Here is an 11,334-nt window from a genome sequence, read left to right on the forward strand (position 1 = left end):
TGGTGGGGGTTTTCGTGGTGCGCACCGACGGTTCGGAGCCGGAGGCTCGAACGGGCGGTCGGTGCCGGATGACGGCGAGGTCTCAGGACGACCGCTCGACGACTCGCTGCGCGAAGCGGGTGAGGGCCTTCTTGACCGGGCCCTGCGGGAGCGGGGCGAGGGCGTCGACCGCGCTGGTCGCCCAGCGCCGGGCCTCGTCGTGGGTGCGACGCGTCACGTCGTGCTCTCGCAGCTGACGGACCGTCTCGGCGAGGTCGGCCTCGTCGACCTGCCCGCCGGCGGTGGCGGCGCGGACGTTGGCCTCGATCTCGCTCAGCAGAGCCGCCGAGTCGATGTCGGTCTGCGCCTCGACGCGGAGGTACATGAGCGGCAGCGTCTCGACTCCGGCCAGGAGGTCGGTGCCGGCGCGCTTGCCGGTCTCTTCGAGCTGCGGCGACAGGTCGATGACGTCGTCGACGAGCTGGAACGCGACGCCGATCTTCTCGCCGAACGCCGCCACCGGGCCGAGGAACTCGGTCGGGGCGCCGGAGAACATGACGCCGACCTTGGCCGCCATCGAGATGAGGGAGCCGGTCTTGTCGCTGAGGACGTCGAGGTAGTGGTCGATCGGATCGTCGCCCTCACGCGGGCCGATCGTCTCGTGCAGCTGACCGAGGCAGAGGCGCTCGAAGGTCTGCGCCTGCAGCTTGATGGCCTCCTCGCCGAGGTCGGCGACGATGGTCGAGGCGCGGGCGAAGAGCAGGTCGCCGGTCAGGATCGCGACGTTGTTGCCCCAGCGGGACTGCGCGCTCGGGACGCCGCGCCGCATCGTCGCCTCGTCCATGACGTCGTCGTGGTACAGCGAGGCGAGGTGCGTGATCTCGACGGCCTGGGCCGCCGAGACGACGGCGTCGGTCGCCCCGTCGCCGAGCTGCGAGATGAGCAGAGCGAGAGTCGGCCGGATGCGCTTGCCTCCTGCCGAGAGGAGGTAGCGGCTCGTGACGTCGGCGAGGTCGTCGCCGAAGGCCATCTCGACGAGGAGGCCCTCCTCGACCCGCTCGAGGCCGGCGTCGATGGCCGCGACGAAGCGGCGCTCGGAAGCCGACGAGAAGAGCTTCTCGGCGAGACCCAGCGACGAGCTCAGTCCGCTGCCACGGCGTGCCGGTGGGGCGCTGGGGTTCACGGGTGCACCTTCGATCGGGTTCGGGTCAGGCGCCCGCGGCCGACGACGGACGGCGCGAGGAACTCTGGGGCTTGCGGCCGCGGTGGAGGGCGACGATGCCCGCGGTGAGGTTGCGGTAGGCGACCCGGGTGAAGCCGGCGCCGCGGAGCCACTGGCTCAGGACCTGCTGCTCAGGCCACTTCTCGATCGACTCGGCGAGGTAGGTGTAGGCCGGCGAGTTGCTGGAGGTGACCTTCGCGATGCCGGGCAGCACGTGACGGAGGTAGGCCTGGTAGCCGAGGCGGAGGCCCGCCAGCGGAGGCGTCGAGAACTCGCAGACGACCAGGCGGCCGCCGGGCTTCAGGACGCGGTACATCTCGGAGAGGGCGACCTTCGGCCGGTTGACGTTGCGGAGGCCGAACGAGATCGTGACGGCGTCGAACTCGTCGTCGCCGAACGGCAGCTGCTCGGCGTCGCCGACGATGAACTCGATGGCGGGCTGGCGCTTGCGGCCGACCTCGACCATCCCGGCCGAGAAGTCGAGGGCCACGACCTCGGCGCCGCTCTTCGCGATCGCGGCAGAGCTCGTGCCGGTGCCCGCGGCGATGTCGAGGACCCTCTCGCCGGGGGCTGCTGCGATGGCCTTCACCGTCGCGATGCGCCAGAGGACGGCGTTGCCCGCAGAGAGGATGTCGTTGGTCACGTCGTAGTGCGCGGCCACCCCATCGAACATGGAGGCAACCTCGCTCGGCTGCTTGTTCATATCGGCCTTGGTCACGGCTGCGATCCTACCGGCTCGGCCTGCACCCCACCCGAGCGCGGCAAGCGATCAGCCGATGCACGACGAACGTCCAGGTGAAGCGGACCGAACGCGGCCGGGTCTTGCATCCTGCGTGGCTACGCTTGAGCCGTGAACGACCCGGAGCTCCACGTCGAGACGCAGCGCATCGACGACATCATGCCTCTTCTGGCACACATCGATCCCCGCGATCCGCTGCTCTTCGTCCGCCGCGGCGACGGCATCGCCGGCATCGGCACCGCGCTCCGGCTGACCTTCTCGGGCCCGTCCCGCATGCGCGACGCGGCCGACGCCTGGCGCAGGATCACCGAGCGCGCGACGATCGACGACCCGCTCCGTCTCGCGGGCACCGGCCTGGTGGCCTTCGGCTCCTTCGCCTTCAGCGACCACTCGGCCGACACGAGCGTGCTCGTCGTCCCGAGGATCGTCATCGGCCGCCGCGGCGACGTCGACTGGATCACGCGGGTCGACGGAGCCGACTTCGAGCGGCGCGACTCGCTGGGGCGCGACTTCCACCTCGTCCTGAACGAGCCCGACTTCGACTCCGCCGCCTACGCGGGCGCCGTCCGCGACGCCGTGGCGGACATCGGGGAGGGCCTCGTCAGCAAGGTCGTCCTGGCGCGGCCGCTCGACGCCGAGCTGCCCGAGGGCGCCGACCTCCGCGTCATCGCCCGCGATCTCGCCTTCGGCTACCCCGACACCTACACCTTCGCCGTCGAGGGCCTGATCGGCTCGAGCCCCGAGACCCTGATCCGGAGCGAGGGCGGCGAGCTCACCGCACGGGTGCTCGCGGGGAGCATGGGCCGAGGCACCGATGCGCGGAGCGACGCGCAGGCCGCCCTGACCCTGGCGACCTCGCAGAAGGACCTCGACGAGCACGCGTTCGCCCTGCGGAGCCTCCTGCTCTCGCTCCAGACCCACGCCAGCGGCATCATCTCGGCCGAGACGCCCTTCACGCTGAAGCTGCCGAACCTCTGGCACCTCGCGAGCGACGTGCGCGGGCACCTCGCCGACGGTGCCAGCTCGCTCGACCTGATCGACTCCCTGCACCCGACGGCGGCTGTCGCGGGCACGCCGACGGCCGAGGCGCTGCGCGTCATCGACCGCCTCGAGCCGTTCGACCGCGGCCGCTACGCCGGGCCGGTCGGCTGGGTCGGAGCCGACGGCGACGGCGAGTGGGCGATCGCGCTGCGGTGCGCCCAGGTGACAGGCCGCCGGGTCCGGGCCTTCGCCGGCGCGGGGATCGTCGCCGAGTCGGTGCCCGAGCGCGAGGTCGCCGAGACGACCATGAAGTTCATGCCCGTCGCCGACGCCCTCGGCTGAGCCTCCGCTCAGCTCGCGGCGAGCCGGATCTTCTCGGTCTCGACGTTGAAGTCGGCCGGGGGCCAGCCGAGGTCCAGCTTCTCGAGGGCGTCGATCAGGAGCCGCTGGACGGCCACCCGCGCGTACCACTTGCGGTCGGCCGGCACGACGTACCAGGGCGCCGCGTCGGTGGAGGTGCGCTGGATCGCCGTCTCGTAGGCCTTCTGGTAGTCCGACCAGAGGTTCCGCTCGTCGATGTCGCCGGTGGAGTACTTCCAGTGCTTGTCGGGGCGGTCGAGCCGCTCGGCGAGGCGGGCCTTCTGCTCGTCGAACGAGATGTGCAGCATGACCTTCACGATGACCGTGCCCGAGGCCGTCAGCTCCTCCTCGAAGTCCGCGATCTCGGCGTAGCGGCTCTCGATGGTGTCGTCGGAGACGAGCGAGCGCACCTTCGCGACCAGGACGTCCTCGTAGTGCGACCGGTCGAAGACGCCGATCATGCCTGCGCCGGGCAGCTCGCGACGGACGCGCCAGAGGAAGTCGTGCGCGAGCTCCTCCTCGGTCGGCGCCTTGAAGGCGTGGTGGTGGATGCCCTGCGGGTCGACGGCCCCGACGACGTGCCGCACGATGCCGCCCTTCCCGGCGGTGTCCATCGCCTGCAGGACCAGGAGGACGCTCCTCGTCCCCCCGGCGGCGCGGGAGTCGGCGAACAGCTTCTCCTGCAGCTCCGAGAGCCTCGCCGCCCCGGACTCGAGCACCTGCTGGCCGTACTTCTTGTCGCCGTCGAAGCCCGGGGTCGAGGAGGTGTCGATGCTCCCCAGGGCCGTCTGCTCGGTGGCGCGGAGGGATTCGGTCGGTTCGGTCTTCCAGGTCTTGGCCATGGCCCGAGCCTATTCCTCCGGCAGGGAGCCTCCGCAGGGGCGCAGGGGCGCAGGATCGGCCCCGCGCTCCTCCCCGCCGGGTCACCGCGCGAGCGGGACCTCGATCAGCACCGGCCGGGTCGAGCCGACGAGGGCCTGCTCGAGGGCACCGCTGGTCGCGGCGCGGACGTACTCCCAGCCGTAGGCGCGGGCGAGCTCGTCGAGCGGCACGTGCTGCGGCGTCAGCTGCACGCGCGTCATGGCGTCGGCGGGCGCGGAGGCCGCGACCTCGAGACCGTCGAAGATGGTACCGCCGTCGTCGTTCCCGACGACGACCTGGAGCCGCGGCTTCGCCTCCCCGTCTCCGAAGAGCAGCGAGCCGGCGTCGTGGAGGAGGGTGAGGTCGCCGACGAGGACCCGGGTGATGCCCCGCTCGCCGTCGGCCCAGTCGAGAGCCGCACCGCCGGAGGTGCCGCCGCCCTGCGACGCGAGACCGATGCCGGTCGCGGTCGCGACGGTGCCGTCGATGCCGGCGAGACCGCGGTTGGCGTGCACGGCGATCTTCTTGCCGGGGACGAACTCGTCGGCCTCGCGGATGAGACGCGAGGCGCCGAGAACGAGCCGGTCGTGCGGCCAGGTGACCCGCCACAGCGCCTCGACGAGCGAGCGCCTGGTCACGGGACGGCGGATGGCCTCCACCTCGGAGCGGAGGAACTCCGCCCTCGCGCGCGGGTCGTCGGAGGCCGCGGCCTGCGCGTCGGGCGCCGCCTCGTCGTCGGCGACGAGCGCGCGGCCCCGCTGCACCCAGCGGCCGACCCACGCCCGGTGCGCACTGTCGCCCGGCGTCGCGCTGTCGCCCGGGGCGGGGCCGTCGCCCGGGGCCGGGCCGTCGCCCGGACCGGTGACGGTGACGGCGTCCACGACGCGCGCCGAGCGCGACGGGTCGTAGGCCTCCGGCACTCCCCCGCGCACGACGACGACCTCGACGTCCGGCCGCTTCAGGAGCGCCGGGATCTGCCGCGTCAGGGTGGGGTGACCGAAGACGACGGCTCGTGTGACCCGCCCGCCGAAGGCGGGGTCGTCGAGCACGCGGCGGTACGAGGGCACGAGGTTGGGGCCGAAGCGCGCTCCGCTCGACACCTCGGCGACGAGGGGCGCCCCGAGCAGGCGGGCGACCTCCTCGGCGCGGGGCCCGGCGGCGTGGCCCGCGATGACCACCGTCGCAGGATCGGCGTCCACGAGGAGGGAGGCCGTCGCCGAGGGCACGGCCGGAGGCGTCTCGCGGAGGAGAGTGCCCCGGGATCCTGCGCCGGCGTCGTCCGGATCGGGCAGGGTGGTGACCGGCGCGGACAGCGGCTCGCGGAAGGCGACGTTGAGCTGGACCGGGCCCGGCGCACGCGGGTGCCCGGGCGAGCCGGAGTGCCCGAGGGCCGCCGAGAGCGCCTCGCGGACGAGCGAGCGGACGGAGTCGCCGTCGACACCGCTGTCGGTGGGCGCCTCGACATCGCGGATGAACCGGAGCGACTCCCCGAAGAGGGTCGGCTGATGTGTCGTCTGGTTGGAGCCGATGCCGCGGAGCTCCGTCGGTCGGTCGGCCGTCAGCAGGAGGAGCGGGACCCCGGAGTGGTGCGCCTCGAGCACCGCCGGGTGAAGGTTGGCGACGGCGGTCCCGGAGGTGGTGACGACGACGGCCGGCAGCCCCTGCTCGATCGAGAGTCCGAGCGCGAGGAACCCGGACGACCGCTCGTCGAGCCGCACGTGGAGCCGCAGCCTGCCCTGCCGCTCGAACTCGACGGCGGCCAGGGCGAGCGCCTGCGACCGGGAACCGGGGCTGAGGACGATGTCGCGGACACCCGCCCGCTCGAGCTCGGCCAGCAGGACGACGGCGAAATCGGTGGCGGGGCTGCCGGAGGGAGCGGGAAGGGAGGGCACTACTTCAGTGTGCCAGTCGGGCCGTCGTCGTCGTGCTCGGCGAGCTCCTGCTCGAGGCGGCGGATCCGCTCGTCGACCGACTCGCGGTCGCTCTCGCTCATCGGGGCGGAGGCCCTGCCGAGGAAGTCGGGGTCGTCGTCGGGGGCGACCGTGCGGCGCGCAAGAGACGCGCGGCCGCGGCGTCCGAGGACGAACCAGAGGAGGCCGCCGATGACCGGGAGCACGACGATGAGGAGAGCCCAGACGGGCTTGTTGAAAGACCGGAACCGGTGGCGCTCGGTGAAGAGACAGTCGACCAGGGCGAACACCACGAACGCGACGGCTGCCACGATCAGGACGAACAACCCTTTGACCATGGCGTCACTCTAGGCCCGGGGCCTGTGTGCCACTCGGGCTCTTCCGGTGCGTTCGATGCACGTCGGGATGCCGTCCGGCAGCCTCGCCTAGACTTCCTGACGTGAAAGCGACGCTCCTCTACACGCTCCCCCGCATCGGCGTCTTCGCGGTGCTCTTCGCCGTGCTCCGCCTGACGCCCCTCAGCGTGTACCTGGCCGCCGTGTTCGCCGCGATCCTGGCCCTGCTGATCTCGTACATCTTCTTCGGACGCCTTCGCATGGGCGTCGCCGACACGATCGTGAAGCGCCGGGCGGCCCCGGAGCGCGACGACGACGCCGACGAGGAGGACTCCGTGCTCGACGCTGGCGCCGCTGGCCATGCCCGCACCGTACGCCCCGCAGCGGCTGCGCGACGCCAGGCGCCCCCGGCTGAAGACGAGTAGCCGGCGGGACTCTAGCTCGGCAGCAGCACCTGCAGGAACAGCACCGCCGAGAGCCCGAGCGAGAACAGCAGCGCCGAGAACGACGACAGCTTGAGCGCCAGGATCATCTCGGGCGGCGTCTTGGCCGTGACCCCGATGATCAGCGCGGGCAGCGTCAGGATGAGCGAGAAGTAGACGTACGCCCCGCCGAAGTAGAGCACCGTGAAGTAGACCAGCAGCACGTAGGGCAGCAGCAGGAAGAGCGCGTAGACGACCCGCGACGTGCGGTGACCCAGCACCACTGCGAGGGTGCGCTTGCCCGCCAGGCGATCCTGGTCGATGTCGCGGATGTTGTTGATCATCAGCACGGCGCAGGAAAACAGCCCGATCATGACCGCCATGACCCAGCCGGGGCTGGTGACGCGGTGCAGCTGCACGAACTCGGTGCCGAGGGTCGCGACCAGACCGAAGAAGACGAAGACGAAGATCTCGCCCATCGCGTTGTAGCCGTAGGGCCGGCGACCGCCGGTGTAGAACCAGGCCGCGACCACGCAGGCTGCGCCGACGAGCGCCATCCACCAGAACTGCGTGATGACGATGACGGCGATGCCCGCGACCGCAGCGACCGCGAACGAGGCGAACGCGACGTTCCGGACGATCCTCGGGTCGGCGACCCCGCCGCCGGTGAGCCGCGCGGGCCCGAGGCGGTACTTGTCGGTGCCGCGGATGCCGTCGGAGTAGTCGTTGGCGTAGTTCACGCCGATCTGCAGGAACAGCGCGACGACGAGGCACAGGACAGCGAGCGGCCAGTCGAAGGAGTTCTGCTCGGCGGCGGCCGCGCTGCCGAGGGCGACGGGGGCGACGGCCAGGGTCAGCGTGCGCGGACGGGCTCCGCTGATCCAGTCGGCGGCCGAGGCCTTGCGGACCGGCGCTCTGCCCGGACGGCCGCCCGGCCGACCGCTCTTCTTCGTGCTCTTGGTTCTGCTGTTGGCCACCCGAGGAGTTTAGTCGTGCGCCGCGCGTCGCTCCGCGGCGAGCCGTTCGAGCCCCCCGCGGTCGGGCTTGCCGCTCGGCAGGAGCGGGAGGGCCTCGACCTCGAGCAGCGAGTCGGGGGCACCCGCGCGGCCGGCCACCGGCACGACGGCGGCACGCACCTCGGCGAGCGAGAGCCGGGGTGCGACGGCGACGACGACCGGCACCTCGCCCCAGCGCTCCGACGGTGCCCGGACGACCACGGCCGACGACATCCCCGGCAGGTCGCGGACGGCCCGCTCGACCACTCCGAGCGACACCTTGAGGCCGCCTGAGACGATCACGTCGTCGAGCCGCCCGGTGACGGTCACGACTCCGTCGGCGTCGATCGATCCTGCGTCACCCGTGCGGTACCACCGGGCGCCGTCGCGGACCACGAAGGCCGCCTCGGTGCGCTCCGGATCGGCGAGGTAGTACTCCGCGAGGGTCGGTCCGGTGAGGAGGAGCTCGCCGTCCCCGACCTCGGCGCGCGTCTGGCCGACCGGGACGCCGTCGTAGACGCACCCGCCGCTCGTCTCGCTCGACCCGTAGGTGCGGACGACCCGGACGCCGAGAGCGCGCGCCTGGTCGAGGAGCGCCTGCGGGGTCGCCTGCCCGCCGACGAGCACGGCGTCGAATCGCCGGAGCACGGCGCAGGCGTCGCTGGCAGGAGCCGCCTCGGCCAGCTCGAGCAGGGTCGCCAGCTGCGCGGGCACGAGAGAGGTGTAGCGGACCGAGTGCGTCAGCGAGGCCGCGGCCTCGACGAACGCCGACGGGTCGAAGTGGCCGGGCGCCAGGATCGCGGGCTCGGTCTCGGCCGCGATCGAGCGGACGAGGACGTTCGTGCCCGCCACGTAGTGGGCCGGCAGCGCCAGCACCCACTGGCCGGGGCCGGCGAGCGCCGAGTCGGCAGCCGCCGCACCCGCGAGCAGCGCTCCCGCGGAGAGCGCGACGCGCTTCGCCCGGCCCGTCGACCCGCTCGTCTCGATGACCAGCGCGACCCGCTTCTCGACCTCGGCCGGAGGCGAGAGGGGCGGTGCCCCCGCTGGGAACGGCAGGATCGCGGGCCCGCCCGACAGCGCCCCGCGGAGAGCGACGAGCACCTCGCCGGGGTCGCCGGCGTCGACCGCGACGAGCGGCTTCACGTCAGAACTGCCAGGGGTAGGGCGACCAGTCGGGCTCGCGCTTCTCGAGGAACGAGTCGCGCCCCTCGACCGCCTCGTCGGTGCCGTACGCGAGCCGTGTCGCCTCGCCGGCGAAGACCTGGAGCCCGGTCATGCCGTCGTCGGCCGCGTTGAAGGCGAACTTGAGCATCCTGATCGAGGTCGGCGACTTGGTCATGATGATGCGGGCCCAGCGGAGGGCCTCGCGCTCGAGGTCGTCGTGGTCGACGACGGCGTTGACCGCCCCCATCTCGTAGGCGCGCTGGGCCGAGTACTCCTGGGCCAGGAAGAACACCTCGCGGGCGAGCTTCTGGCCGATCTGGCGCGCGTAGTAGGCGCTGCCGTAGCCGCCGTCGAACGAGCCGACGTCGGCGTCGGTCTGCTTGAAGCGGCCGTGCTCGCGGCTGGCGAGGGTGAGGTCGCAGATCGCGTGGAGCGAGTGGCCGCCGCCGGCCGCCCAGCCGGGCACCACCGCGATGACGACCTTCGGCATGGTGCGGATCAGCCGCTGCACCTCGAGGATGTGCAGGCGCCCGTTCCGGGCCGGGTCGGGCTTCAGCGCCTCGTCGCCCTCGTACTTGTAGCCGTCGCGCCCGCGGATGCGCTGGTCGCCGCCCGAGCAGAACGCCCAGCCGCCGTCTTTCGCGCTCGGACCGTTGCCGGTCAGGAGGACGACGCCGATCCTCGGGTTCATCCGCGCGTCGTCGAGCGCACGGTAGAGCTCGTCGACCGTGTGCGGCCGGAAGGCGTTGCGGACCTCGGGGCGGTCGAACGCGATCCTGGCCACCTGCCCCCGCACGTCGTGGTGGTACGTGATGTCGGTCAGCTCGCCGGCACCGGGAGCCTCCCGCCACTCGCTCGGATCGAACAGGTCGGACACGGCATCGGACATGCCTCCGAGCCTACCGAGAGGGCGCTGGTGGAAGACTCGGAGCATGCTGGCCCCGCTCGACGACCTCCTCCGCGACGCCCACGTCGTCGCGCTCCCGCTGCGGAACCGGTTCCGCGGCGTCGACGTCCGCGAGGTGCTCCTGGTCGAGGGGCCGAACGGCTGGACCGAGTTCAGCCCGTTCCTCGAGTACGGCGCCGCCGAGGCCTCGGCGTGGCTCCGCGCGACGATCGACTTCGGCTGGGGCGCAGGCCTCGCGCCTCTCCGCGAGCGGGTGCGGGTGAACGCGACGCTGCCCGCGGTGAGCGCCGGGGAGGTGCCCGCGATCCTGCGTCGGTATCCCGGCTGCCGGACCGTCAAGGTGAAGGTGGCCGAGCCCGGGCAGACCCTCGCCGACGACGTGGCGCGAGTCGGGGCCGCGCGCGAGTTCGTCGGCGCGGAGGGCCGCGTGCGCATCGACGCGAACACGAACTGGTCGGTCGACGAGACCCTGCGAGCCCTCGATGAGCTGGCACCGTTCGACCTGGAGTACGTCGAGCAGCCGGTGCCGAGCGTGGCCGAGCTGGGCGACCTCCGGCGCAGGATCGCGGAGTCCGGTCTCGGGGTCCGGGTCGCCGCCGACGAGAGCGTCCGCAAGGCCGACGACCCGCTCGCCGTGGCGCGAGCCGGAGCGGCCGACCTCCTCGTGATCAAGGCGCAGCCGCTCGGCGGCGTCGCCCGGGGCCTCGACATCGTCCGGCGTACCGGGCTGCCCGCAGTCGTGTCGAGCGCCATCGACTCGTCGGTCGGCCTCAGCATGGGCGCGTTCCTCGCGGCGTCGATCCCGGAGCTGCCGCACGACTGCGGGCTCGGCACCGCGGCGATGCTCACCGCCGACGTGACCCGGGAGCCGCTGCTGCCGACCGACGGCGCGGTCGACGTGCGGCGCGTCGAGGTGGACGTCGACCTGCTGAGACGCCATGCCGCCCCCGAGGAGCGCCGGACCTGGTGGTTCGAGCGGGCCCGGGCGGCGTACGCGCACCTGGAGGAGGGCTCGGCCCCCGCGTCCGCCTGAACGGGCTCCTGAGGCGCCCGTGGTCGGGAAGGGGGCGCGACGGGTGGAAAATGAGACCGTGACCCACGATCTGATGACCCCGGAGAAGAACCTCGAACGAATCATGTGGACCGGCACGATCTGGTTCGTCGGCGTCATCGCCACGATCGGCATCGTCCTCGGGCTGCTGCTCTCGTCAGGATGGAGGCCGTCGGATCTGACGTCCGGCCTGGCCACGATCTGGTGGATCGGCGCGGTCCTCGTCGCGTTGAGCGTCGGCATGATCGGTTGGTCGGGCTGCCCGATCCTGGAGGTCAGCGTGCCGATCGCCGACCGCAACAAGACGCGCACGATGCAGCTCGGCACGCTGCTCTTCATCGTCGGCGGAGCCGTGTCGCTCTTCGCGGTGCTGCTCGGTCCTGCCTCCTGACGGGAGCCGGCGCCTCC

The 11,334-nt window shown here is 72.4% G+C and carries 12 protein-coding genes; 4 read left to right on the top strand and 8 right to left on the bottom strand.

The genetic code is table 11. The features are described from left to right. Nucleotides 1-82: 82 nt before the first annotated feature. A complete protein-coding gene (locus tag ABD733_RS05810; RefSeq protein WP_344794066.1) occupies nucleotides 83-1,162 on the bottom strand; it encodes a polyprenyl synthetase family protein in 1,080 nt (359 codons plus the stop codon). A 25-nt stretch (nucleotides 1,163-1,187) separates the two neighbouring features. Next, nucleotides 1,188-1,919 (bottom strand): demethylmenaquinone methyltransferase, encoded by a 732-nt coding sequence (locus tag ABD733_RS05815; protein WP_344794067.1) that lies wholly within the window; start codon nucleotides 1,917-1,919, stop codon nucleotides 1,188-1,190. A gap of 180 nt (nucleotides 1,920-2,099) precedes the next feature. Here ABD733_RS05815 and ABD733_RS05820 point away from each other — a divergent pair, with 180 nt between their 5' ends. Continuing rightward, entirely contained in the window at nucleotides 2,100-3,263 is a 1,164-nt protein-coding gene (locus ABD733_RS05820) for an isochorismate synthase (protein WP_425552895.1), read from the top strand. Nucleotides 3,264-3,271: 8 nt separating this feature from the next. Here the strand turns inward: ABD733_RS05820 and ABD733_RS05825 are convergent, their stop codons facing one another. From ABD733_RS05825 to ABD733_RS05835, 3 genes are all read right to left on the bottom strand, one after another. Further along, nucleotides 3,272-4,123 carry a polyphosphate kinase 2 family protein gene (locus tag ABD733_RS05825; RefSeq protein ID WP_344794069.1) on the bottom strand — a complete coding sequence of 284 codons (852 nt, stop codon included), beginning with the start codon at nucleotides 4,121-4,123 and terminating at the stop codon, nucleotides 3,272-3,274. An 81-nt stretch (nucleotides 4,124-4,204) separates the two neighbouring features. After that, nucleotides 4,205-6,034, bottom strand: a complete 1,830-nt coding sequence (gene menD / locus ABD733_RS05830) for a 2-succinyl-5-enolpyruvyl-6-hydroxy-3-cyclohexene-1-carboxylic-acid synthase (protein WP_344794070.1) — start codon at nucleotides 6,032-6,034, stop codon at nucleotides 4,205-4,207. Beyond that, complete coding sequence (locus ABD733_RS05835) at nucleotides 6,034-6,390, bottom strand: PLD nuclease N-terminal domain-containing protein (protein ID WP_344794071.1); 357 nt, start codon at nucleotides 6,388-6,390, stop codon at nucleotides 6,034-6,036. Before ABD733_RS05835 ends, menD begins: the two co-directional genes overlap by 1 nt. A gap of 101 nt (nucleotides 6,391-6,491) precedes the next feature. Here ABD733_RS05835 and ABD733_RS05840 point away from each other — a divergent pair, with 101 nt between their 5' ends. Continuing rightward, complete coding sequence (locus ABD733_RS05840; RefSeq protein ID WP_344794072.1) at nucleotides 6,492-6,812, top strand: DUF4229 domain-containing protein; 321 nt, start codon at nucleotides 6,492-6,494, stop codon at nucleotides 6,810-6,812. A gap of 11 nt (nucleotides 6,813-6,823) precedes the next feature. Here ABD733_RS05840 and ABD733_RS05845 read toward each other — a convergent pair whose 3' ends face one another. Genes ABD733_RS05845 through ABD733_RS05855 form a run of 3 tightly spaced genes read right to left on the bottom strand, consistent with a single transcriptional unit; the run spans nucleotide 6,824 to nucleotide 9,857 of the window. Next, nucleotides 6,824-7,786 (bottom strand): 1,4-dihydroxy-2-naphthoate polyprenyltransferase, encoded by a 963-nt coding sequence (locus tag ABD733_RS05845; RefSeq protein WP_344794073.1) that lies wholly within the window; start codon nucleotides 7,784-7,786, stop codon nucleotides 6,824-6,826. Nucleotides 7,787-7,795: 9 nt separating this feature from the next. Further along, on the bottom strand, nucleotides 7,796-8,947 hold the full coding sequence (locus ABD733_RS05850) for an AMP-binding protein (protein ID WP_344794074.1): 1,152 nt from the start codon (nucleotides 8,945-8,947) through the stop codon (nucleotides 7,796-7,798). 1 nt (nucleotide 8,948) lies between these two features. Next, complete coding sequence (locus ABD733_RS05855) at nucleotides 8,949-9,857, bottom strand: 1,4-dihydroxy-2-naphthoyl-CoA synthase (protein ID WP_344794075.1); 909 nt, start codon at nucleotides 9,855-9,857, stop codon at nucleotides 8,949-8,951. A 43-nt stretch (nucleotides 9,858-9,900) separates the two neighbouring features. Between ABD733_RS05855 and ABD733_RS05860 the strand changes: the two genes are divergently transcribed. Then, on the top strand, nucleotides 9,901-10,908 hold the full coding sequence (locus tag ABD733_RS05860; protein WP_344794076.1) for an o-succinylbenzoate synthase: 1,008 nt from the start codon (nucleotides 9,901-9,903) through the stop codon (nucleotides 10,906-10,908). Between the two features lie 58 nt (nucleotides 10,909-10,966). Then, the gene (locus ABD733_RS05865) at nucleotides 10,967-11,317 is read left to right on the top strand and encodes a hypothetical protein (protein ID WP_344794077.1); all 351 of its coding nucleotides are present in this window, start codon (nucleotides 10,967-10,969) and stop codon (nucleotides 11,315-11,317) included. Nucleotides 11,318-11,334 lie beyond the last annotated feature (17 nt).

Origin of the sequence: Frondihabitans peucedani (assembly GCF_039537585.1) — a bacterium.
GTDB lineage: Bacteria > Actinomycetota > Actinomycetes > Actinomycetales > Microbacteriaceae > Frondihabitans > Frondihabitans peucedani.